Annotated in this window: 16 protein-coding genes and 1 pseudogene; 13 read left to right on the top strand and 4 right to left on the bottom strand. The window is 42.7% G+C overall.

Annotated features, from left to right (window positions below; translation table 11 throughout):
- Positions 1 to 181: 181 nt before the first annotated feature.
- Positions 182 to 1,768, bottom strand: coding sequence for an alkaline phosphatase D family protein (locus V5G28_RS27600; RefSeq protein ID WP_332996510.1), 1,587 nt, complete (start codon positions 1,766 to 1,768; stop codon positions 182 to 184).
- A 544-nt stretch (positions 1,769 to 2,312) separates the two neighbouring features.
- On the opposite strand from V5G28_RS27600, the gene V5G28_RS27595 reads away from it, so the two are divergent.
- Complete coding sequence (locus tag V5G28_RS27595) at positions 2,313 to 2,996, top strand: Uma2 family endonuclease (protein WP_332996508.1); 684 nt, start codon at positions 2,313 to 2,315, stop codon at positions 2,994 to 2,996.
- A 33-nt stretch (positions 2,997 to 3,029) separates the two neighbouring features.
- Here V5G28_RS27595 and V5G28_RS27590 read toward each other — a convergent pair whose 3' ends face one another.
- The gene (locus tag V5G28_RS27590; protein WP_096562945.1) at positions 3,030 to 3,365 is read right to left on the bottom strand and encodes a DUF4870 domain-containing protein; all 336 of its coding nucleotides are present in this window, start codon (positions 3,363 to 3,365) and stop codon (positions 3,030 to 3,032) included.
- A gap of 1,190 nt (positions 3,366 to 4,555) precedes the next feature.
- Between V5G28_RS27590 and V5G28_RS27585 the strand changes: the two genes are divergently transcribed.
- From V5G28_RS27585 to V5G28_RS27550, 8 genes are all read left to right on the top strand, one after another.
- Positions 4,556 to 5,113: a hypothetical protein gene (locus tag V5G28_RS27585; RefSeq protein ID WP_332996505.1), complete on the top strand. Its 558-nt coding sequence runs from the start codon at positions 4,556 to 4,558 to the stop codon at positions 5,111 to 5,113.
- A 14-nt stretch (positions 5,114 to 5,127) separates the two neighbouring features.
- A complete protein-coding gene (locus V5G28_RS27580; protein ID WP_096562943.1) occupies positions 5,128 to 5,505 on the top strand; it encodes a hypothetical protein in 378 nt (125 codons plus the stop codon).
- Positions 5,453 to 8,200, top strand: a complete 2,748-nt coding sequence (locus V5G28_RS27575) for a hypothetical protein (protein ID WP_332996503.1) — start codon at positions 5,453 to 5,455, stop codon at positions 8,198 to 8,200. Before V5G28_RS27580 ends, V5G28_RS27575 begins: the two co-directional genes overlap by 53 nt.
- 513 nt (positions 8,201 to 8,713) lie before the next feature.
- Positions 8,714 to 9,694 (top strand): hypothetical protein, encoded by a 981-nt coding sequence (locus V5G28_RS27570; protein WP_336231381.1) that lies wholly within the window; start codon positions 8,714 to 8,716, stop codon positions 9,692 to 9,694.
- A complete protein-coding gene (locus tag V5G28_RS27565; protein ID WP_332996498.1) occupies positions 9,631 to 10,689 on the top strand; it encodes a hypothetical protein in 1,059 nt (352 codons plus the stop codon). Before V5G28_RS27570 ends, V5G28_RS27565 begins: the two co-directional genes overlap by 64 nt.
- Positions 10,690 to 11,653: 964 nt before the next feature.
- Entirely contained in the window at positions 11,654 to 12,478 is an 825-nt protein-coding gene (locus tag V5G28_RS27560; RefSeq protein ID WP_332996496.1) for a hypothetical protein, read from the top strand.
- Between the two features lie 10 nt (positions 12,479 to 12,488).
- Positions 12,489 to 13,190 (top strand): hypothetical protein, encoded by a 702-nt coding sequence (locus V5G28_RS27555; RefSeq protein ID WP_442994297.1) that lies wholly within the window; start codon positions 12,489 to 12,491, stop codon positions 13,188 to 13,190.
- Positions 13,187 to 14,899 carry a hypothetical protein gene (locus V5G28_RS27550; RefSeq protein ID WP_336231380.1) on the top strand — a complete coding sequence of 571 codons (1,713 nt, stop codon included), beginning with the start codon at positions 13,187 to 13,189 and terminating at the stop codon, positions 14,897 to 14,899. The genes V5G28_RS27555 and V5G28_RS27550 overlap by 4 nt, the downstream gene beginning before the upstream one ends.
- Positions 14,900 to 15,112: 213 nt before the next feature.
- On the opposite strand, the pseudogene V5G28_RS27545 reads toward V5G28_RS27550, so the two are convergent.
- A pseudogene (locus V5G28_RS27545) lies at positions 15,113 to 16,251 on the bottom strand (ISAs1 family transposase).
- A gap of 395 nt (positions 16,252 to 16,646) precedes the next feature.
- Positions 16,647 to 17,087 carry an RrF2 family transcriptional regulator gene (locus V5G28_RS27540; RefSeq protein ID WP_332996487.1) on the bottom strand — a complete coding sequence of 147 codons (441 nt, stop codon included), beginning with the start codon at positions 17,085 to 17,087 and terminating at the stop codon, positions 16,647 to 16,649.
- A 1,026-nt stretch (positions 17,088 to 18,113) separates the two neighbouring features.
- Between V5G28_RS27540 and V5G28_RS27535 the strand changes: the two genes are divergently transcribed.
- The 4 genes from V5G28_RS27535 to V5G28_RS27520 all read left to right on the top strand — a co-directional run bounded on the left by V5G28_RS27535 (position 18,114) and on the right by V5G28_RS27520 (position 23,873).
- Positions 18,114 to 18,920: a prohibitin family protein gene (locus V5G28_RS27535; protein WP_332996485.1), complete on the top strand. Its 807-nt coding sequence runs from the start codon at positions 18,114 to 18,116 to the stop codon at positions 18,918 to 18,920.
- A gap of 56 nt (positions 18,921 to 18,976) precedes the next feature.
- Positions 18,977 to 19,171, top strand: coding sequence for a hypothetical protein (locus V5G28_RS27530; protein WP_332996483.1), 195 nt, complete (start codon positions 18,977 to 18,979; stop codon positions 19,169 to 19,171).
- A complete protein-coding gene (locus V5G28_RS27525) occupies positions 19,161 to 20,942 on the top strand; it encodes a ShlB/FhaC/HecB family hemolysin secretion/activation protein (RefSeq protein WP_332996481.1) in 1,782 nt (593 codons plus the stop codon). The genes V5G28_RS27530 and V5G28_RS27525 overlap by 11 nt, the downstream gene beginning before the upstream one ends.
- A gap of 321 nt (positions 20,943 to 21,263) precedes the next feature.
- Entirely contained in the window at positions 21,264 to 23,873 is a 2,610-nt protein-coding gene (locus V5G28_RS27520; RefSeq protein WP_332996479.1) for a CHAT domain-containing protein, read from the top strand.
- Positions 23,874 to 23,880 lie beyond the last annotated feature (7 nt).

Below are 23,880 nucleotides of genomic sequence, written 5' to 3'. Positions count from 1 at the left end.
CAAAAATAAATTTTTTATAGCTTGAAGCTTAGATTACCTATTCAAATTAGGTATATTTAGATATCGCACCAGTTGCAATAAATAGGTTGCCAATTTGCCAATATTTTGCAAGAAAGAAAGCCGCTATCATATCCCTTCGAGATGTGATAGCGGCAGATCCCAACAAAAAGCAGCAATTCTTCTAGACTTTCTGTATTCCTGGACGACCGTTTTCAACCACAAATGAAGCACGGTTACTAATTGTGCCAGATTCGGTTGTCACGTCTGACAAGACTAAATAGTCTGTTTGCCAACTTGCGGGAGTTATCACACAACGGACATATCCGCGTTGACCGTTGTAAAACTTAATGTGTGGGTTGTCTGGCAAGTAGGCTTCAACTGTGGGACTCGTATCTGCCCCATCTCCACCTGAGGTAATTGAGGTACAAACGAATTCACTGCCAACTGTAGCGGATTCTGGTTTATTGAAGTCAGCCTTGAGGTCCATTGCCCAGTTGGAATGCACATCGCCTGTCAAAACGACGGGATTAGAAGGTTTGCGTTGTTCCAAGAAACCCAGTAGGCGATCGCGCGAAGCCAAATACCCATCCCACTTATCCATGCTGAAAGTTGCACCTTCCCCTGGTGTCAAGTCTCTCTGTGCAACAGGAACCTGTTGTGCAAGAACATTCCAACGAGCCTTGGAGCGATCTAGACCTTGGTACAGCCATTCTTCTTGACGCTTACCAGTAATTGTTGCTTCTGGGTCAAAATTCTCTGGGCAGCGTTCCTTAGTGCCATCTCCACAAGGCTGATCCGTGCGATACTGGCGTGTATCTAGCACATGGAAGGTTGCCAAGTTCCCAAAGGAAAGCCGACGGAAAAGTTGCATATCCGGTCCTTCGGGCTTGGAGAAGGGTCGTAGCGGCATATGCTCGTAGTAAGCCTGATAAGCAACTGCCCGCCGCTGTAGAAAGACTTGGGGGTCTTGATCCGGTTCATTATCAACTTCCGAGATAGCACCAGCGTAGTTGTTTTCCACCTCGTGGTCATCCCAAGTGACAATCCAAGGGAACGCCGCATGAGTTGCTTGCAGATTGGGATCAGTCTTGTAGAGGGCGTGACGGTTACGATAATCTTCCAGAGTGAGAATTTCAGGACCATTGTGCTGTCTGACACGACCTGCTGTGATTCCTCCCTCATAGATGTAGTCACCTGTATGCACCACCAGGCTGATATCTTCCTGCGCCAAGTATTTGTATGCCGTGTAGTACCCTTGCTCATAGTGCTGGCAGGAGACAAATGCAAAGGCAAATTTACTCAAGTCGCTATTTGGTTGAGGAGCCGTACGAGTCCGACCAATCGGGCTTTCTTCCGTGCCTGATGTGAAACGATACCAGTACCATGTGTCGGGCTTCAACCCATTTACAACAACTCGAACCGAGTGACCTAATTCTGGAATTGCAATCTCGGTGCCTTTTGCTACTATATTGTTCAGATTGGGATCAGTTGCCACCTCCCAGCGAATTGGCACATTGACAGCTGGCATCCCACCCCCATTCAAAGGTTCGGGAGCCAGACGCGTCCAGAGTACCACACTCGTTGGATACGGTTCACCCGACGCCACACCGAGCGTAAAAGGATAACTGGAGAATGGAACTTGGGCGATCGCTCGTTGCTGGAATTGGCTGGCGACCAAAAGACCAGTCAATGCTCCTGCTCCAATAATTAGGTTGCGTCGCTTGATTCGACTGTACAAAAACCGCTCAAAATTCTGGTAGTCTAACATCGTTACTCCCTGACTAACTAACAAATCAAGGCAGAGGAACAGGCGACACAAAAAAGGCAGGGTGATATTTGGTAAACTTGATAACTCATACCTAATAGCACAACTCAAGCTTGAATTATGTAGTGTTACGCAAATAACTAAACCTTGCACTTGCAATTCAATACCACAGCTAAGCTACTTTGTTATAGTTGTATTGAGCATATTTATGCCTACCGTCGAAAGTACCGAAACTATCAGATTTGTTTGCCACTCGAAGGTATCAACTGTTCCTTTGCCGAGTTTAACTTACCATTCAAACATTAATTTTTAGCAAAGGTATAGTTAATATAGGCTTAATCAATTTTTCCATAAAACTTAAAAACTCAGCTGCGACAGGTGCATTCATCACACCATCTGAGCGCATTTATTTCCTAAAAAAGTCATGAAAAAAACTAAATCAAACCCTTGAGCAATCTTTAAAATTCTTATACTCTTCTGATTTCTGGGTTCTGAGTTCTGAGTTCTTCTTCCTAAAATAGGAAAATAACACTGAGGAAGTGCAACTATGACCGCTGTTGTCCCTACCCCCTCCAAATCTGGAATTGTTTACCCGAGCAGCGATGGAGAGCCTGTGGCAGAAACATACGACCATCTCTACGCCATATTAACTACCCTAGAAGTCCTCAGACAATACCTACTTGGTAGTCGAGCTACAGTTTTAGCAAACCAATTTTTGTATTATGCCGAAGGGTTTCCAAAATTGCGTGTTGCTCCTGATGTAATGATTATTTATGACGTAGAACCAGGGGGACGAGACAATTACAAAATTTGGGAAGAAAAACAAGTTCCAAAGGTCATTTTTGAAATGACATCAAAAAGTACTCAGGACGAGGACAAAAACACTAAGAAAAACCTGTACGAAGCATTAGAAGTACAGGAATATTGGTTATTTGACCCCAAGGGAGAGTGGATTGAACAGAAGTTGCAGGGGTATCGATTGCGGGGAGATAGTTATGTAGCCATCACCGATAATCAAAGCGAATTCTTGCAACTACGTTTAGCAGTGGAAGGAAAATTGATTGGCTTTTACCGCTTAGATAATGGACAGAAATTGTTAGTTCCTGATGAGTTAGTTGAGGCGCTTAGAGAAGCAGAGAAACAAGCAGAACAAGAACGCCAACGTGCTACCCAACTCGAATCGATGCTAGCTCGTTATCGAGAGCAATTTGGGGAATTACCAGAGCAATGATGAAAGGAAAAATTATGTATTTTAGCTTCTCCACTACACCACGCGGAAAATAAACGGGTAGCGGTACGGCACGTTAGGATCATCAAGAACGTGAAGAATGGCAAGAAGTGGCATTAAAAAACTCACAATTGCCAATATAGCCAGCAGTGGAATACCAATCGCCACAAGAATCAGCAATGCAAATACAATTGCATAAATGTAAAGATTTATGTGGAAATTAAGCGATTCTTTGGCATTTGCTTTGACAACTGAGTCGTTGGTAGTCAACATAATTGCAATGGGTATGCCAATAGAGACAATTGTCGAGCTAAAAAAGATTGCTCCGTGACATAACGCTGATAAAAGCCTGCGTTGGGTAACCTGTTGCATACCATAGCCCCCTGTTATGTAGACGTGATGAATTACATCTACTGTTGACGACTACTTAATTCTAATTTTCTTGTGCCACAGATGTCCTCTGCTGTCTTATAGATTAGGGTGCAAAAACCGAGTGATGCTCAAGGGAATGAAACAGCCCTGCCTTAAAAAGCAATACGGTTCAGTTAAGGATAATTGTAGCTTGGGTAGAGCGATCGCTCTACCTAACAAAGCCGCGGTTGGGTTTGGTTCCTCAACGCAATAGATTTCTTGGATTCATTCCAAAAAAAAGAATAATTAACCACAAATGGGCACTCATGGGACACAGATGGAATCAAAGAGATGCAAGAGATCTAATGTATGCAAAATCAGGTTTTTAGCTCTAACTGAACCGTATTGCCTTAAAACAGGGGGTAAAGAAGGAAAATAGCCCCCCAATTCATCGGGGGTTAGGAAGATCCCAGCGCGATAAACAAGCTAACCGAACCGTATTGTAAGTTGTCCTATGAGACAAACAAAGTACAAACAAGCCCTAAAATTTTTCCACAAAACTCTAGGCAATGATTAAATTTTTCCCACTTATAAAATGAAAAGAGAATTGCTGTAAACACGAGTTCTGCCTTAAAAACCCTTTAAGCAAAATTCGTACAATACAGAGAAAGATGAAAATGTAAATAGATAAGTAGAAATAAACAGAACTAGGCTAAGAAATGTAAAAACGCCTGAAACTCGCGTCCAAGACTAATGGCGAACCTAACAAGTTAACTTTATTTTTATGACCTACTTATAACGTTTAAGTTAAGACAAGGTAATCTAAGAATTAATAACAGTATTTTTGTATGCTTTTTAACAAAAAGAGTCATTTTTGATAAAATGAAAAGTGAATTGATGAAAATCGTTCCCTAGCTTATGCTACATACCTATATTTTGTTTATTATTTCATGTAAGATTGAAAAACAAAAATCGTATTCATCAACACACAATTATTCTTAGGTGTGTTATATTATCCATTGGTTCTTCCTATTTTTAATAATAATTGTATAATATTATACACTAGCAAGGGTGTGATAGTCAATCGTGGCAAGGCAAAAGTATCCTGGAGTTAAATGATACATTATCTAAAGAGTTATAGCAGTGAAAGAGCGCAAGTTGTTTCTCTTAAAAGAACTTAGGAAACTTAGGAAAGTTAGGAAAGTTAGTCCATGCCTGTGAAATCTACATCTAGGGAAGCACTGTATCGAGTAAAAGACCTGTTCACTGATTTGTTGGCATCTGTGTTCTTTTTGCTGACTTGTGCTGTTTTCTTAACAGTTATTTGTTGGAAAAGTCCCACTCTGCTATTTTGCTTGGTTGTGGGAAGCATAACTGTAGCAGTTATTGGGCGAATAGGACAACAGATAGGTTTACCGAAACAGTGGCTGATTTTATTGCAAACTCTGGCATTATCAGCAATTCTCAGTTTATTTTGGCTAGACTACTTTAGCGATCCAGCAGCAGCTCAATTTTTCGGCAAAGCAGAAAACTTTTTCAAAAACACATTGACTCAGGGTTCGCAACAAGGGGCTGCCTCTACTGCCGCAATAAGTTTGGTGTTTAACGTTCTACGAGCGCTTTACTTACTCTATATCGCTGTTGCCTTGATCGGTGTTATTAACGCGGTTCGTAAAGATGAAGATTGGCAAGTCGTCGCCAGAACACCCTTGTTAGTAGTCATTGCTGTTACCATCGCTGATGTGTTGACATCTTTTATCATTGGCTAAGTCGGAGAATTCATATGGCTGAAGACCGAGACAAAGAATTTCGACCCGTCAATCAAATACTGGGAGCCCAACCTTCCTTAGGACCAATTCCTGCTGATCAAATCTTTCCTTGGGCAATCATTGCCCTAACGTCCTACTTCATTGTGAATGGTTTCTTTGGAAGTTTCTTTGCCGATGAATGGCAGAAATGGTTGTGGACAATTTTAATTGCTGGCTGGGGAATGGCAACTTGGTGGATATTAAGTGGCGGCAGAAGTTGGCGATTTTTGAGCAAGTTTATGGGTGTTCCGACCTGGACAAGAGGCACTGCTCGTTATAAAAGCTTTTTAGAGTTTCGGTATGAAAGACAAAATAGGAAAACAAAGCGTAGGCATCGCAGGTCAAGTAAATAGGTTAACACCTTTTGAAGATGCTCTCAATCTTGCCACAATGCTGCGTGTTGCAGTTGATGGCAGGGATGTTGGTGCATATATTTTGACAAAAGGGGGTCAAAGAGATAGGTTTTGCTTTGTTTTTGGATTTGACTGCAAAGGCATTCATACGACTTTAAGAAGCGAGCAAATAGATACAATTTGTAACAATATAGAAGCTGGTTTAAAAGACCTTCCCGGCGAGGAGAGAGTGACTTTTCATTTGGGGTCTTTTTCTTCAGATACAAAGCGTCAACACGAACTTGCATCGCTTGTACAAAAAACCTCATCGCCCAGCATACAATATTTGCTCACGTCTGAGAGAGCCAGAATACAACAGCTGACTCGCGCTGGTATCCGTAAACCGAAATTTCTGCGCGTGTACGTGACTTATACAGTAGAACCAGATGCGAAAGGGGCTGATGATTGGATTGAGAAATTCTTAGCAAAAGCAGAATCTTGGTGGCATGAATTTAAGGGAGAAACAGCAGAAAGGGGAAATCAGCGACTAGAAACTATTATTTCTAATGCTTATACTGAGGGATTTCGGCGCTGGGAACAAATTTTATCTAACAAATGGGGTTTAGATATCAAAGCATTGACAGCTACAGAACTGTGGCAAGAAGTTTGGGGACGATTTAACCAGACTGAAGCAATAGAGATTCCCCAGTTACTTGTTTTCGATGAAAATGGACTGCACGAAAAAATTTATTCAGACTTATCGAGTTGTAAGCTACTGCTAGAAAATATCCACAGCACGACATTATTGATGGAGTCAAACGTACCTGTTGCTGATCGTCAATGGGTGAATTTGAAAAATCGCTATGTTGGCGTGATGACATTTCTAGAAAAACCGGGAGGTTGGCAGAATAAAACCTCACAACTGCGTTATCTGTGGGAACTTCTTGCCAGGGATGCAATTGTGGATACGGAAATTTTTTGTCAGTTGACGGCGGCGAATCCGGCGATAGTGAAAACGACGTTACAGCGGGTACTTAAGCAGTCGAATGTGACAACAAAGGTAGCACAAGAAAAAGGGAATACTATTGATGTTGCCGCCCAATTAAAATTGAGGAAATCTGTCGCAGCGCAAGAACAAATTTATGAAGGTGCGTTGCCAATTAATACGGCAACGGCTATTTTGGTGCATCGTCAAAGCTTGGAAAAATTAGACGAAGCATGCAGGTATATAGAAAACTGTTTTCAACGTCCGGCACAAGTTATTAGAGAAACGGAATATGCTTGGAAAATTTGGTTGCAAACTCTGCCAATTGTTTGGGACGTTTTGTTAGCGAAACCCTTTAACCGTCGTCAATTGTATCTCACAAATGAAGTGTGGGGATTGATACCTTTGGTGACAACTAGAGCAGGCGATAAGAGAGGCTTTGAACTCATCGCTGACGAAGGCGGGACACCAATACATTTAGATTTATTTAACCAGCACAAGAATCTCGCGTTGTTTGCCACAACTCGAGCTGGTAAATCAGTGTTGGTATCAGGGATTTTAACCCAGGCTTTGGCACATAATATGCCAGTAGTCGCGCTAGATTTCCCTAAACCCGATGGTACTTCTACTTTCACCGACTATACGGCTTTTGTTGGGGATAAAGGAGCTTATTTTGATATCTCCAAACAATCAAATAACTTATTTGAACAGCCAGACTTGCGTTCTTTAAGTTACGAAGAACAGCGCGAACGCTTGCAAGATTACGTGGCATTTCTGGAGTCTGCCTTGATGACAATGGTACTCGGTTCCTCAAGCGGCAATCAACTGCTGACGCAAACCGTGCGTTCTGTTGTCAACTTGGCTTTGAATGCCTTCTTTGCTGACGAGGGGATTCAAAAGCGATACAAAGCAGCTATAGAAGGAGGATTTGGTACCCAAGCGTGGCAAAAAACCCCGACTTTAAGAGATTTTCTGCACTTCTGTTCGCGAGAGCAGCTGAACTTGTATAGCGCAGGTGACAGAATTGATGATGCACTCGAAATTATAAATCTGCGTTTGCGCTTCTGGCTGGAAAGCCGAGTAGGACAAGCCGTTTCTGCACCTTCGAGCTTTCCAACTGACGCTCAACTATTGGTTTTTGCACTGAGAAACTTGTCAGATAGCGAAGATGCGGCGCTGCTGTCCTTGAGTGCTTATTCCGCAGCACTGCGACGTGCTTTGAGTAGTCCGGCTTCGATATTCTTTATCGATGAAGCACCAATTCTGTTTGAATTCGACCAAATTTCTGATTTGGTGGGTAGACTTTGCGCGAACGGAGCGAAAGCAGGTGTAAGAGTTATCTTATCAGCCCAAGACCCCGATACCATTGCCAAATCCAGAGCCTCATCTAAAATTCTGCAAAACCTATCAACAAGATTAATCGGGCGCATTCAACCGGTTGCGGTTGATAGTTTCGTAGAAATCTTGAAATATCCCCGCGAAATTATCGCTCGCAACGCATCAGAAAGCTTTTTCCCGCGTAAAGAAGATATCTACAGCCAATGGCTGCTTGATGACAACGGCGTTTTTACTTATTGCCGTTACTATCCAGGTTATGAACAATTGGCAGTTGTTGCGAACAACCCTGATGAACAAGCTGCACGTAATCAAGCAATGCAGGAATATGGCGATAAATTTGAGGCAGTTGCTCATTTTGCACGTCAATTGATAGGCTCAATTCGTGGGCATTAAAGCAAGGGGGTAAAATTCCAAAAAAATTATCAAAATTCTTTTAGAGAGATTGATAATAATATACCAAGACCCCACCTCTAACCTCTCCCTCCCAGCCTCCCTCTCCTATAAGGAAAGGGAGGAGGCATGTAAAAATGGGATTTTCAAGCCTCGTAAATTAATAATCTCGTTTCCAGGTAGAACCTGGAAATGCGGTGGGGGCGGCTAGTAACGCTGTTAAGGGAGGCAGAGCCTCCCGTAAGCATTCCCAGCCTGAGGCTGGGAACGAGGCAAACCCTTCTAAAATCTCGTTTCCAGGTTGTACCTGGAAATGCCCTTGAAGCGGCTAGTAACGCTTTTAAGGCAGGCAGAGCCTTCCACTAGGCATTCCCAGCCTGAGGCTGGGAACGAGGGAAGAACGTCCCCTCCCCGCTTGCGGGGAGGGGTGCCGTAGGCGGGGTGGGGTTCCGAGGAAATAGCAAGTCATCAACCGAAGCTGATATTATGCGTAAATTTGGCAAAGCTCAAATCATCATGACTTCTCTTTTTGCTGTGGCATTTTTAGGAACCTTGCCAGCCATAGCACAACAATTGGAAGAAGTGTTGGGAACAGGAGATCTGGGACAAATTAAGAATGATTTTGACTCTTATGCGGCTAATTTAAGAGATTATCTGACAAATTATAACAATAGTGTTAAAACTTTTCAGCCTCTTGAGGTGCAGATACAATTAGGTATCACAGATTCTTCAGGGAGCCTTGATCTTCCCAACCCTGTTTCTGCACCTGAATCTATCCGCAATCAGATATTTCAATATTCGATTTCAGATAAGTTTGAAACGAATCCGGCAATATATGGCTCGATTGTTAGTAATGAAGTTAACCGTTATATTATCCGTGGTTCTGCTGACACTCTTTTAGGCGCAGATGGACAAGTTCGTTTAAAAAATAAGTTGGAAGCGACTCAGAATATTGTCAGGAATGCCGAGAAATCTTACCAAGAAGCACAAAGGAAAAACGTGGAGATACAACGCTTCAATATCCCTACTTTTCAGGGCAATGATCCTATGAATAGCCAAGTTAGAGCAATACAAGGATTAGCAGAATTACAACTTCAAAGTATAGAAATTCAAAAAGACCAATCCAAGATAATGGCAGAAATGCTAGGGAGAAGCATCCAATCACAAAATGATTTGCAGTATACCAACTTGAATTTGGCAAACATTTCTCAGCAGAATGAAGATTCCAACCGTGCCAGAAGAGTAGAGGCTGCGGCAGAAGTCGCACGACTTTTGCGAGTGACTTCTCAAACAGATTTGTTTAGAAAAGGCAGTGCCGCTCCTTCTTTGGAAAGCACCCCTCCTGACTCGGAAAATAATCCTCCTGACTCAGAAAATAGTCCTCCTCCTGTGCTAAGCCAGAAAAGTAATCAAGATAAATTAATGGTAGAAAAATGTGGTTTTCTGGTTTCAATATTTTTGCTCAAATTGGCACCAATGGCACCAATGATGTTTTAACGAATGGTGTCCAGACTGCACAAAGCATTGCTGATGGTTGGGATCAGCAGTGGATTGATTTGTTGCAAACTAACACTAACACTAATTTATACGGTGCGCTTACAAACCTGGGTATTTTCTTTGCGGTAGGAACCTTGCTTTTTTTCATGGCGCAGTGGCTAAAAGATGTGCTTGATAATGAATATTCTCGTCCCATCTCTGCTTTAATTTGGCCCTTCGTAGTCGTGTTGTTATTAGCTAATCCTGGTAACGGCACTGTACTATCTAATTTAACTTTGGGATTACGAGATTTTGTCAACACAATCAATCAGCAAGTTGTAGAAGCAGCCGATGTCAATCAAACTTATCAGCAAGCACTGAATATGAGTATTGCTGAAGATGTTGTTGGTGGTTTACTGCGTCCTTGTCAGTCCCTCATTGGTCAACAACAGCTTGATTGTTTCACTAAAGCAAAGGAAAAAGTTGATGTTCTCTTGGGGCAATACAGAGGTTCTTACGGTGGACAACCTTGGATAGACAGACTTGATCTCAAAGTCAATGAGATACTGGCTTTTAATGGTAATTCAGCGGAATTAGCTTTTAATTCTTTGCTGGGTTCCACAACCCAAACTATTATCAAAAATATTTTAGTTTCTTTACAATCGGCTTTTCAAAATTTAATAGAAGTGACAATGCTACTGATAGCAGCTTTAGGACCTTTAGCTGTTGGAGGATATTTGCTCCCTGTGGCTGGTAAACCGATTTTTGCGTGGCTGACTGGATTGTTGGCTATTGGTATTGCCAAGATTTCTTTTAATATTGTTGCTGCGGTATCAGCGGCTGTGATTGTGAATGGTCCAGCGCAAAATCTTGATGCTGATCCAGATTTAATGTGGTTTATGATTCTGTTAGGAATTTTAGCACCGATTATGTCTTTAGGTTTAGCTGCTGCGGGAGGATTTGCAGTTTTTAATGCTATCAGCAATACTGCTGTGTGGGTGCAGGAAAGAGTTTAGATGTCTGTACAAAAGTTTAAAATGTCAGGAGGTGAATTGTAGGGCGATTTCATTTTAGGGATTTCCAAATTAAAAAGTATGCAATTTTTTCTTGTGGGATGGGCTTCTAGCCCGTCCTATAAACAGGGCGGGCAGGATGCCCACCCCACTCATATTGAATAATTTATTTTTTGGAAGTACCTTATGGACAAACTTTGGAAGAAATTGTAGGGCTAATAAATTTCTTGTAAAAGTCAAATTTATGAAAATAAAACCACAGATGGACACAGATGCACACAGATAACTTATCTATGTTAATCTGTGTTCATCTGTTGTTATGTCTATCTCTATATCATACTTTTGCAAGGAGTCTAATCTGAGATCTTCCACCTGTTGCAACAGTGAGTCGGCGAAGTCTCCAAACCCTCGTTACCAGGTTCAACCTGGTAACGAGATATTAGAGCCTCTGGCTCTTGTTGGGTGCAAGATCTGAGTAATAGCCGAATTCCGTTTTAACTGACATCTCGCACCATTCTCAATAACCGTAGGGTGGGCACTGGACATAAAGACTTTCATTGTTTTCAAGCCTTGTTAGCAGTGCCCACCCTACATTCATAAGTATTGAATATACTTTTTGTGAGGTGGGCCGGAAAGCCATTGGTGTCAACTTAAGCTAAAACCCTTTTAAAATCTCGTGCGCGGTGGTTCCACCTGGAAATGCCCTTAAAGCGGCTAGTAACGCTCTTAAGGCAGGAAGCCTCTCAGTAGGCATTCCTAGCCTCAGGCTGGGAACGAGGCAATTGAATATAGTTTTTGTGGGGTGGGCATCTTGCCCGCCCTAAATCTAAGACGGGCGAGACGCCCATCTCACAAGAAAATTAAATTGTAATCCATTCAATTGAAAATCGATTTAAGCTAGAAACTGTGGAACTTGAGTTCTTGACGAATAAAGGAAGAATAAAATAACCCGGAGGTGACTGAAAGTATGACTAAGCTATTACAAGAAAGAAAATCAGCAGTCAATCTTTTAACGATATTTACTATTTTTACTTTTGGTTTGCATTTTGTGACCGTCATTTTTTTATTATTTCAAGGCTTGCGTATTTACGAAGTCAGTCAAAGAAAGCCCCTTACGTTCGTGCAAGTTATTGATGGTAAAATAGTACCTCAAACCAACACTCTTGAACGAGAACCTGAAGCTATTCGCCAATTTGTTAGTAAGACAATGGCTGCTATGTTCGACTGGTCTGGAAGACTTCCAGCAGCAACGGTTGAAGACGTGACTAACCCCAAAGCTGATGCAGGAATACTTATTAGTACGTCACAAAATCTCACAAAAAGAGTTTCTACAAGTAGTTGGGTTGCAAGTTTTGGACTTTCAGAAGATTTTCGTCAAGGTTTCTTGGCACTTATTGCGGATATGACGCCGCCAGAAGTTTTTTCTAAAAACAAGAACCAAGCGTTAACAGCGCAGTTAGCTATCCAGCGGGTTTATCCTCCTGAAAAAATCGCGCCTGGTCGGTGGCGAGTTGGTATGGTTGCTAATATAGTACAGGTGAGACGTAGTGATAATAAAAAGTTATTAACTCCTTTTAATAAAGATTTTTTAGTACGCGCAGTAGATTCTTTTGATCATCCCCTAGCAAACAGTATTACTCCAGTACAAAAAGCTATTTATAGTGTCCGTGACCAAAAGCTAGAAATTTATGAAGTCAGCGATTTATGTTTAACCAATCCTTATGATTCTTCGCCACAAACTCGGTTACAACGCTGTAGCGACCTTCCCAATTCTGGCAGCTTTACAAGATAGGTAGGACAGAATAATGTTATTTACTCCAAAAAACAACAAAACTAATATTCTTTCCATATTCGTTGTCGCAACATTTGGGTTGCATGTGTTTACCATATTGTTGCTGATGTTTCATAGTTCTCTGTTGAAAAGGCTGAGTGGTAATTTACCACAAAGTTTAGTGCAACTTGTTGATGGTCGTGCCATAACAGTAAATTCCCAACAAAATTTAGAACGCAATCCAGAAACAATTCGGCGTTTCGTTGGTGAAACAATGACCATGATGTTTACTTGGTCAGACAAACAACCACCACAAACAGTTTGGCAAACAACTTCAGAACTTTTAACGGGTGATATTAGGCGAAAAGTTCAAGCAGAGATGAGTCAGGCAATTCCTAAAAATGTTTTGGTGAATCCCGTGGGAGCAGAAAGTGTATTATTAGTTCGCAGTATTTCTCAGCCAGAGAAAATAGCTGATGGTCAATGGCAAGTAGAGATAGCTGCTAATCGATTGATTTTTGCAGGTTATAATAACAAAAATGGGGAAGCAATTCCTTTTAATAAAAAAATATTTATTCGAGCATTAGATACACAAGCAATTAGCATACCCAATCCACAAAATCCTCTAGACTCAGCAATATACCGCCTCAACGAAGCGAGGCTAGAAATTTCTAATATTTGCGATATCAAAGATAACAACTGTTCCAAGAAAATGATGGAAGTACAGAAATGACTCAACTACCAAGCCCTAAGAAACCGTCTAACAATTCCTCCAATTATGAAAATTTAGACGCTGAATTAAAATTTCGTCAACCGCAAGAAGGACAATCATCAGATTGGCATCAGCGGATGGCAAATTTGGTTGGTTTAGAAGAAGAAATTCCTCCATCCAAAGAAGAAAGCAGTGCTTCTGAGACTGCTAGTAATAGTAATGCTAGTAGTAATGACGAAGTACCGCAGTCTCATCCATCCTCACTTCGCACACAACAACGATTCTCATCTAATCCTTTTGCCAAAGTAGCTGTGGTGGGTGCTGCTACCCTGTCTGGGGTTGTGATAGCTGGTATTTTTCTCTCTCAATTAATGAGTGGAAATAACCAACAGCCGCGAAAAATTGCGCCGACGATAACCCAGAATACGAATGAATCGAACAAAACAGAACAATTAAAACCGGAACAAGAAATTGAGATCCTAAAAACAAAACTTGCATTAGCTGAACAAGCAAAAGCAGTGAAAGAAGCGCAACTACAGTTGAGAACTGTACGCCCTCCAAGGGCGACGCCAACTCCCACACAAACAAGATCTCAGCCACAACCAGTAACACGCGTGGTGGTACAAAGGGTACCTACTCCACCACGAACTGTTTACGTACCTCGCGTTGTTGAACGAATTGTCAGAGTTCCTCAGCGTGTAGCGCAGGCGCAACCTACTCCTACTCAGTCTCCTCAGCCTCCTCGGGCTACTCCGACTCCGACTCCTCAACCAACAGTCACTGCTACTCCAAGCGCAACATTTGAGCTCACCTCTGTACCAGAACTCACCCCAATCCCAATGCCATCGGATGTAGGAGAAGCTTTATCAGCAAATAGATCAATAACTCCAACACCAACCGTACCACAGGTAGCCAGTTCTCCTCCAGCTCCTTTAGCTTCTGAACTGAATACCAGGGCAAGACAACCTCTTCCAAATAGAACAAATACAACAACTACTCCTCAGGAACAATCACTAGCTTCAAACCAGACAAAACAGTATGGTGGTAAAGCGATCGCAATAGGAACCAAGGCTAAAGCTGTTCTAGCGGCTGATATCGCTGGAGAAGCAAATAGACCAGGGACTAATAATAGTAGTAGTAATAACAATAATAATAAAGATGACAGTCAATTTGTGGTGCGTTTGAGGGAACCATTGAAATCTGTAGATGGGGCGATCGCACTTCCTAAAAATACTGAATTAGTCACTCAAATTAAGCAAATCACCGAAGGCGGATGGGTACAACTCTCTGTAGTTGCAGTGAATTTCCAAAATAACGGCAATATCACAGAAATTCGCCTACCTCCGGATGCAATAAAAATTCGCAAACCTGGAGGAAGACCGTTACTTGCTAGAAAATATCCTGATAAATCCGGAAAGATAGCAGCCAATGATACATTTTCAGGTTTGTTGGGGGGTCTCGGTCAAGTAGGAGATATACTTAACCGTCCTGAGACAAAACTTGTTCCCTGTGGTCGTATTGGTGGTAGCGATAGTGACTACTACTGTAACCAAACCGAACAACAAAGAAACATCCCTGCTGCAGTTTTAGAAGGCGCTAGTAAGGCGATCGTACCTCAGCTTAACCAGCGCAACCAACAAGCCACCCAAGAGATGATGAAAAGTAATATTTGGCACTTGGAGGCTGGTACAGAAGTTGAAGTCTATGCCAATAAAATCACGCGGTTGTAAGTTATGTCTTGTAGTAATTAAGTTAGACCATTTATTATCAAAAATGACTATTCCCTAGAGCACTTTGTTAGCTGCGCCTTTGCAAGGTGAATGTGTATATAGCGGTTTTTAGGTAAATGAACCACATTTGTGACCTCGCTTCCATTCCTCTCTCCTATAAGGCAATACGGTTCAGTTAGTGGTATTTAGTTTTCTTAAGATCCCCCAGCCCCCTTAAAAAGGCAGGGCTGTTTCATTCCACAAGGGCAAGAAGTTTGTCAATATCATGAGAGATAAATCTTTGAGCAGTTGTGATGGAAGTATGACCATTTCGGCGCAGGACATTGAGTGCGATTGCGCGGAGCGCACTGCCCCTTGGGCAATCGCTCGCATAACTGAAAGATTTGCAGGAGCATTACCCATACGTATAGTCGAATTATCTTCATTCAAAACCACATCCTTGAGCCAATGGAGGTTATTTTCAATACTCCAATGACCGCGAATACCACAGGCGAATTCTTTCGCTGTGCTCACAATACTGCTAATATAATGGACTACCTGACGATATGCTTTACCCGTGCGAGTTCCGACTCTTTCAACTCGGATTAAAGACTTAATACCCGTCCACTGCGGACTAATTCCAGTTAAATCATTAAAAACTTCGACGCTACGTGTTATAAACCTATCTCTAGTTTTTTCCGTTTCAAGATGACGACTGACTGGTTTTCTCAGTGCAGCAATGCGTTTAATATAGCGATGTAATGTGGGCTGATTATCTTTAACAGCAATCACATAGTCGTTGCTACTACTTATGATTTGCTTGCAAGTTTTTTTTGGCAATGCAGTGAATCAAAGCTAAATACCGCACCTTTTATATCCAATGCTGCAATTAAATTTTGTACAATTACAATTTCACTTTCCTTCTTGTTATCAAATTTTTGCATACCTAAAACTAGTCCTCTTTTACTAGCAAACACAGATACAATACTGACAAAGTTTTGAGCGCATGAATCGTAGTTTTCAACTGTACCTTTAATACTTTTACCATCGACGCTACACCACTCTTGAGCCTTCAAATCAACGTATTGGTTAGCCCACTGATTAAATATTGCGGCAAGTTTATCGAAGTCTACACCCATCACTACTCGTCTTATAGTTGAGTAAGAAGGAACACCATGTTTTTCTATTCCAAATGTTTTTATGAGCGCACGACGATGCCGTTTGACAAAATCCCCCCATGCGCGATATCCGATATATCCGCTCATGGTGCCCATTATTACAAATAGCAACACTAGCCACAGTGGATGTCTTCGACCATCAGTCGTTCTAAAATCTTCAACAAGCCGCAGTTGTTCAATCAGATTTGCATCCATGATTTTTTCCCCTCAACACTTGCAATTTTACTAGTTTTAGGGAATGAAACAGCCCTGCTTAAAAAGGGGGCTTAGTTCCCTCCTTTTTAAGGAGGGCTAGGGAGGATCAATCCTTAACTGAACTGTATTGTCCTATAAGGAGAGAGGCTTTGAATCTTTCCCCCAACGCTAGTAGGGAAGGGGGTTGGGGGGTTAGGTTTCTTGGCGTAGTCTAATTAATTGAAAATTGCTGTAATTATGATGTCTGGTAAATCAGCCATAATTACAGAACCCCACCCCTAACTCCTCCCCGCTGGCGGGGAGGGGAACTTTGGTGTAGCCACTTATCCGGGTCGGGTTTCCCAGATACAAGATTCCCGACTTCTTAAAGAAGTCGGGAATCTGAGCATTGTAAGTTAAATATAATACATTGGATTCAACCGTTTCCTCTCCTGTTGTTTCTCGTACAAATCCTTGAGGGTATAACGTCCAAAAACTGCCATTGCTGCTTTTGCTGCTTCCTGCCATACTTCTTGGATCATCATATTTTCCATTGTCGCTGATTGGGTTTGCTCCCTGTGTTCTTGGACACCAGAACCTTCCAGACAAGTCAAAATCTCCAACATCGTGATTTCGTCAGGTGCTTTGCCCAATTGATAACCCCCTTTAACTCCGCGTTGACTGCGGACAATTCCACATCGGCGCAGTTGCATCAAAAGCTGTCCAAGATAGCGGTCTGGTATTTGCTGAGAAGATGCTATTTGCTCTATTTGCAAGAATTCTCCCTGCTCATAACATTTAACCAGCTCTAGCAGCGCCAATAAAGAATATTTGATTTTAGAGGAAATTTCTATCATTTGGGGAAGAACATCAGCTTTTCAAATCTTACGATTTCGTAACAGATTTGTATAAGGGACTTCCAAATAAAAAAAAATCCCAAATTTTCTTGTGGGATGGGTGTCCCCACCCGTCCTTTGTATTCAGGGCGGGCTTTCCTGCCCAACGCCAGTCGCCTCTGTCGGGAAACCCTCCTGCAGGGCGCTGGCTCCCCCACAAGATGGATAATTTATTTCTTGGAAATCCCTAACTTTAGAGCAATACGGTTCAGTTAGTGGTGTTTAGTTTTGTTAAGATCCCCCAACCCCCTTAAAAAGGGGGCTTAGTCCCCTCCTTTTTAAGGAGGGCTAGGGAGGATCAATCCTTAACTGAACTGTATTGAACTTTAGAGAAAGAGAAAGAGAAAGAAAAGTCATTGGCGAATATAATTCGCTACTACACAAGCAAAGTCCACCTCCGTGGACTAATGTAAAATTAAGGGCTAATTTCCCCGATCTTCGGTAGGCTAGCGGGGATCTTTGAGGGATGAACATGGCGTTCCCGTACCGTATTGAAGGCACTGTGACCTTGCTTCCTGCTTAAGTTTGGGTAGCAAAGTATAGGCTGTCGGCTTTCTTTGCACTCGTCTGTGGTTTGCCTTCGATAAACTTGTTTGCAAGGTGCGGCAATAACATACTCCTATTGATGTACTATGAAATACGGTATGCTTCCCAATGTACTGTAGTTTTTTGCTCTTTCATACAATCAAGTTCAAATTTTATCTGAGTGAATACGTTAATTGTGCAAAAAGTTACATTAAACCCCTGCTGAATATAGTAATGTTACTTAAAAACAATATTTTGCTACTCTGAGAAAGCAGACACCATATTGACATGAAACTATCAGGTATTTCCAGCGCTTATTCTATGATTAGACCACAAATCGTTAGGTGTTTCTTGCCCATAAAAGTTTATGTGATCAAGCTGATTTCTGCGTTCCTACTCTGCGATCTTCTTAAACTCTTGTTTACTGAACACTATTAAAACGTTGCCGTTTTCAAGTCAGTTATGAAAAAAAATAAAGCTTTTAACGGTGCTAGTAAACTCACTGCACTTTTATGTCTTATCACTATTTTTCTTACACCTTTTGTGGTTGTTAATGCTGGAGAACGGGGAGTGTTGATGGAATTTGGAAAAGTGCAAAGCACGGTATTAGGAGAAGGTATTCATGTTATTATTCCTGTCGTTAATACAGTTAAGAAATTAAGCATTCGAGTTCAAAAACAGGATATTTCTGCTGAAGCTTCTTCAAAAGATTTACAGGATATTTTCACAGATGTAGCGCTCAACTGGCATATCATTCCAGATGAGGCAAATGCGATATTTCAACAGATAGGAGATGAAAAAAACGTTGTAGACCGAATTATCAATCCAGCAATTGAAGAAGTTCTCAAGGCGGTTATGGCAAATTATACTGCTGAAGAATTAATTACTAAACGGGGAGAAGTGAAAGCTGAAGTAGATGACGTATTAACTGCACGACTGGCAAATTATCATGTAGCTATTGATGATGTTTCCCTTGTGCATGTTCACTTTTCTCAGAGATTTGATGAGGCGGTAGAGGCGAAACAAATTGCTGAACAGGAAGCAAAACGGGCAGGGTTTGTCGCACTCAAAGCATCAAAAGAGGCAGAGGCAAAGGTTAATCTGGCAAGAGGAGAGGCGGAAGCACATAAGGTGCTACATGAAACTTTAACTCCAGAAATTTTGCAAAATCGAGCATTAGATAAATGGGATGGGAAGCTACCGTTAATTTTTGGTAGAGGTGAGCCAACATTCTTCAATTTGAGCGAATTTTTTAAACCTTATCAGTGAAGGGGACAAGGAAACAAGCAGAAGTAGGGAATTTTGGGAATGAAAATCACAATGAGATGAAAAATCGCGCAAATTCGAGAAATTCCTCGCTAAATAACGATTATCGTTCTAATTTTTTGCCCAAAAGCCCAGATTCCCCTAAAATTGTCGAAGCGCAAGGATGGATCGTCGATGCTAACGGTGATGTCATCCTTGTTGCTCAAGCAGCGACGCTAAATCCTATACCTGTGTTCTCTTGTCATGCTCGGTAAACTTCGCAAAAACTCAGGGTTATATCAACACTGGCATTGCTTGAGCTTGGTTGCACTCATGAGTACAATAGCAGTAAAACCACTGCAAGCGCAAGTCATTAATACAACGCAACTATCTACGCAGCGCGCCCAAACCCCTGCTCAAACCACTCCACGGCGGGAGAACCAGCCGCCTTCTAACCAGCAACTGCCAGAACAGCCACCTCCCTCCCGCCTACCGCCACTAGAGGAATTACTTCCTCCACCCACCACAACACCCCCCAGTCCCGAACAAGCCCCATTTGAGGAAACTCCCCAAACCATCACTGTTGAAAAATTTGAAATCACAGGCAGCAGTGTCTTTAGTCGTGAAGATTTTGCCAAAATCACCGCACCTTATACGAAACGACCGATAACACTTGCAGAACTTTACCAAATACGTACAGAAATCTCTAACTTGTATGTTAGCAAAGGATACATCACATCCGGAGCCTTTATCCCACCGCAGAAGCTTCAACGAGGTGTCGTAGAAATCCAGGTGGTTGAGGGTACACTGGAAGACATCAAAGTATCAGGCACACGCAGACTTAATCCTGGCTATGTGCGCAGCCGCCTTGCCCTAGCCACAGGCAAACCCTTAAATCGCGATCGCCTGCTGGAAGCATTGCAAATCTTACAACTCAATCCCCTGATTGAAAACCTGTCAGCCGAACTCTCCGCAGGTTCGCGTCCAGGGGTGAGTTTGCTAGAAATACGAGTCACAGAAGCAGATACTTTTAACCTACAGATAGCCCTAGATAATGGGCGTTCTCCTGCTGTAGGGAGTTTTCGCCGCCAAATCCAACTCAGCGAAGCCAATCTGTTGGGATGGGGAGATAGCGTTATCGCTGCTTACACCAATACTGATGGCAGCAATACCTTCGATTTTAGCTACTCTGTTCCCTTTAATCCCCGCAATGGCACTGTGAGCTTTAGCTTTGGAATTTCTGACAGCGATGTGATTGAAAGACCCTTTAGTGTGCTTGATATCCAGTCCAACTCTCGCTACTATGAACTCACACTACGCCAGCCCATCATACAATCTCCAACTCAGGAATTAGCATTGGGTTTGAGTGCAACTCGCCGGGAAAGCGAAGCCAGTTTACTCAATGGCGAAATTCCCTTTCCGGCTTTCGGCGCAGATGAAGAAGGAAAAACGCAAGTCACCGCTTTGCGTTTTTTTCAAGACTGGACGCAACGCAATAGCCAGCAAGTTTTTGCCTTGCGTTCTCAGTTCAGTTTCGGACTTGACGCTTTTGATTCCAAGAGTTTCGTTGCTTGGAGAGGACAAGCACAGTGGGTGCGCCTGTTGGCTCGTGATACCCTACTGTTACTCAGAGCAGATGTGCAGTTGGCAGATCGACCGCTTGTGCCATTTGAACAATTTGGTTTAGGTGGTTTGGAAAGTGTGCGAGGCTACCGCCAAGATGCCTTACTCACAGATAACGGCATCTTTGCTTCTGCCGAAGTACGAATTCCGATTGTCCGCTTCTCTGAACGCAACAGCGTTTTACAAGTAACGCCCTTTTTCGATGTTGGCACAGGCTGGAACCGTTCTGGTAGAGAAACCAGCCCGAGTTCCGAGTTAGATAATAATACACTTGTTTCTGCAGGCTTAGGATTGCGCCTACAATTAGAAAACCGCCTTACTGCCCGCTTGGACTGGGGTATTCCAATCATTTCCATCTCTGGGGATAAAGACACATGGCAGGAAAACGGTTTGTATTTTTCCATCATTTTCAATCCTTTTTAAAAAGTTAAAAGCGAAGGTAATAAGTTAAAAGTCAAAAGTCAAAAAAATTTTTCTCTTCCTGATATTAAGTTTGGTTAATTAGTTATGATTTCCGTGATATTTCAACCCCACACGCCAGTCGCCTGCGGAGGGAAACCCTCCTGCAGCGCTGGCTCCCCTTAATCCCCTCCCCGCTTGCGGGGAACTGGGGTCCCCTCTGGGGATTAGGGGCAGGGAGGTTTTGGCGCAAGACAAAACCGGGGTGGGGTTCTTCGGTATTTATAAGCGATTAAGCAAACTTGATATTACTCGCTCATAATGCGTTTTTAATAAAGAAAATATATGAAAAGACACAATTTAATACGGTATTACTTAGTTCTAGCTGTTGTTACCACTTTGTTGTGTGTCCTTGGTTCACCTGTGCTGGCGAAACTTCCTCCCTCGCCTGCGCCCCCCGTTTCCTCGTCCCCACAGCAACAGGGGAAAGTGCTGTACGACGCTGGACGATATGCCGAAGCGGTGCAGGTTTTGCAGCAATCTGTTCAGCAATACCGAACGCAAGGGGATACCCTCAGACTTGCTGCAACCCTAAGTAATCTTTCCCTTGCTTACCAGCAACTCGGCGCGTGGAGTGAGGCAAAGCAGGCGATCGCCCAGAGTTTAAATATTTTGGGATATCAACAGCACCAGACGAGTCAGCAAATTTCTACAGCCCAAGTTCTTGCCCAAAGCCTTGATATACAAGGTCGTTTGCAACTGGCGACGGGACAAACACAAGAGGCTTTGACAACTTGGCAGCAGGCTCAAAAGATTTATAGTAAGGCTGGTGACGCGAATGGTGTAGTGCGATCGCACATCAATCAAGCACAAGCATTGCGAACCCAAGGCTTCTACCGTCGTGCAGAAAAAACACTACAAGATGTTTATAAAATTTTACAATCACAACCAGACTCCTTAGAAAAGACAGTGGGGTTGCGATCGCTTGGTGATATCCTCCAACTTGTGGGTAACTTGAAAGATTCCCAAAGTGCCCTACAGCAAAGTCTAGAAATTGCCCAACGCCTGGAATCTCCAGCAGATATTGGTGCAAGTCTTTTTAGTTTGGGAAATAATGCTCGTACACAACAGCAAAAACAACAAGCGATTGACTTTTATCAACAAACAGTTAAAGTTTCCCCCTCACCTTTAACAAAAGTCCAAGCGCAACTCAATCACTTAGACCTTCTTATTGAGGATCAACAATCCGCACAAGCCCAAACTCTCATACCTTTAATTCAATCCCAACTGAACACACTCCCCGCCAGTCGTTCTGCTGTTTACGCCCGGATTAACTTTGCTCATAGTCTCGGCAAATTAAGAGGACAAGAGAATTCTCCAACAAACCTCTCCCCCTCCCCTGCTTCCCCCACTCCCTCAGCCCAACTCCTCGCCACCGCCGTCCAACAAGCCCGCAATTTGGGTGACAAGCAAGCAGAAGCATATGCTTTGGGAAGTTTAGGTGGTTTGTACGAAAAAACTGGGCAGTGGTCGGAGGCGCAAAACCTGACCCAACAGGCGTTACTATTGGCACAAGCAAGCAATGCACCGGAGATTGCTTATCGATGGCAATGGCAACTTGGAAGGTTACGAAAAGCACAAGGAGATGTCAAAGAAGCGATCGCGGCATATGATGCTGCTGTAGACACTCTGCAATCTCTGCGAAGTGACTTGGTGGCGGTTAAACAAGATGTACAATTCTCTTTCCGAGATAGTGTAGAACCTGTTTATCGCGAATCAGTGGAATTACTGCTGCAAGTGCAACAAGGACAAAAGAATGAAAAAACTTTAGAAAAAGCTCGTCAGCGGATGGAAGCACTGCAACTGGCAGAACTAGACAACTTTTTCCGGGAAGCTTGCTTACAAGGTGAAAAAGTGCTGCTTGACAAAGTGGTAGACCAAGATAACCCCACTGCTGCCATTCTTTACCCGATTATTCTTCCCGACGAATTGCAAGTTATTGTTAAAATTCCTAAACAACCCTTGCGGCACTACAGCACCAAAATTAGCCAAGCAGAAGTAGAAAAGATTGTCGGCGGAATGCGGCAAAATCTTGTCCAACCATCTGCCATTAAAGCATTCAGAACACAGTCGCAACAGGTTTACAATTGGTTGATAAAACCAATTGAGTCCGAACTGCAAACAAGTGGGGTAAAGACTTTGGTATTTGTACTGGATGGAGCGTTACGCAATATACCGCCTTCCGCCCTTTACAATGGTAAGGAATACTTGGTCGAGAAATATGCGATCGCCCTCAGCATAGGTTTGCAACTTCAAGACCCCAAACCACTAGTGCCACGGCAGCTCAATGCTCTCACCGCAGGGCTAACTCAACCGCCCCCAGGGTACAGCGAATTTGCACCTTTGCCTGCCATTAAGAGAGAATTAAACCTGATAACCCAAGCCGGAGTCTCAACAACTAGCCTTTTGGATCAGCAATTCACCAAACAAGCTTTGGAAAGCAAAGTCAATGCTGTTTCCTTCAATATCTTGCATTTGGCAACCCACGGTCAATTTAGTTCGCGCGCTGATAAAACCTTTATTTTGGCTGCCAATGGTCCAATCAACGTCGTTGATTTCGACAGTATCCTCCGCAGCCGGGATGAAAATAGACCAGAAGCAGTGCAATTATTAGTTTTGAGTGCCTGCCAGACAGCAGCAGGAGACAACCGTGCAGCGTTGGGTCTAGCTGGGGCAGCTGTCAAAGCGGGAGCACGCAGTACCCTAGCATCTTTGTGGCAGATTGATGATGAATCAACAGCACAGTTTGTTGGTACTTTTTATAAACAGTTGAAGAATGGCAATATTACCAAAGCTGAAGCTCTTCGCCTTGCTCAGCTACAACTGTTAAAACATCCCAACTACAACACACCCAGCTTTTGGTCTGCCTATGTACTTATTGGCAATTGGCTTTAATCCACAT

This window comes from Scytonema sp. PRP1 (assembly GCF_036697665.2).
GTDB classification, from domain to species: domain Bacteria; phylum Cyanobacteriota; class Cyanobacteriia; order Cyanobacteriales; family Nostocaceae; genus Kalymmatonema; species Kalymmatonema gypsitolerans.
Note: the sequence above shows the minus strand (reverse complement) of the source record. Positions and strands in the feature narration are given on the sequence as shown.

Excerpts from the sequence above, each read along its gene's own strand:
- V5G28_RS27570 (WP_336231381.1), top strand. The coding sequence starts at position 8,714 with ATGACTTCTCTTTTTGCTGTGGCATTTTTAGGAACCTTGCCAGCCATA.
- V5G28_RS27535 (WP_332996485.1), top strand. The coding sequence starts at position 18,114 with ATGAAAAAAAATAAAGCTTTTAACGGTGCTAGTAAACTCACTGCACTT.
- V5G28_RS27580 (WP_096562943.1), top strand. The coding sequence starts at position 5,128 with ATGGCTGAAGACCGAGACAAAGAATTTCGACCCGTCAATCAAATACTG.
- V5G28_RS27585 (WP_332996505.1), top strand. The coding sequence starts at position 4,556 with ATGCCTGTGAAATCTACATCTAGGGAAGCACTGTATCGAGTAAAAGAC.
- V5G28_RS27520 (WP_332996479.1), top strand. The coding sequence starts at position 21,264 with ATGAAAAGACACAATTTAATACGGTATTACTTAGTTCTAGCTGTTGTT.
- V5G28_RS27540 (WP_332996487.1), bottom strand. The coding sequence starts at position 17,087 with ATGATAGAAATTTCCTCTAAAATCAAATATTCTTTATTGGCGCTGCTA.
- V5G28_RS27590 (WP_096562945.1), bottom strand. The coding sequence starts at position 3,365 with ATGCAACAGGTTACCCAACGCAGGCTTTTATCAGCGTTATGTCACGGA.
- V5G28_RS27530 (WP_332996483.1), top strand. The coding sequence starts at position 18,977 with ATGAAAAATCGCGCAAATTCGAGAAATTCCTCGCTAAATAACGATTAT.
- V5G28_RS27550 (WP_336231380.1), top strand. The coding sequence starts at position 13,187 with ATGACTCAACTACCAAGCCCTAAGAAACCGTCTAACAATTCCTCCAAT.
- V5G28_RS27565 (WP_332996498.1), top strand. The coding sequence starts at position 9,631 with ATGTGGTTTTCTGGTTTCAATATTTTTGCTCAAATTGGCACCAATGGC.
- V5G28_RS27600 (WP_332996510.1), bottom strand. The coding sequence starts at position 1,768 with ATGTTAGACTACCAGAATTTTGAGCGGTTTTTGTACAGTCGAATCAAG.
- V5G28_RS27525 (WP_332996481.1), top strand. The coding sequence starts at position 19,161 with ATGCTCGGTAAACTTCGCAAAAACTCAGGGTTATATCAACACTGGCAT.
- V5G28_RS27575 (WP_332996503.1), top strand. The coding sequence starts at position 5,453 with ATGAAAGACAAAATAGGAAAACAAAGCGTAGGCATCGCAGGTCAAGTA.
- V5G28_RS27560 (WP_332996496.1), top strand. The coding sequence starts at position 11,654 with ATGACTAAGCTATTACAAGAAAGAAAATCAGCAGTCAATCTTTTAACG.
- V5G28_RS27595 (WP_332996508.1), top strand. The coding sequence starts at position 2,313 with ATGACCGCTGTTGTCCCTACCCCCTCCAAATCTGGAATTGTTTACCCG.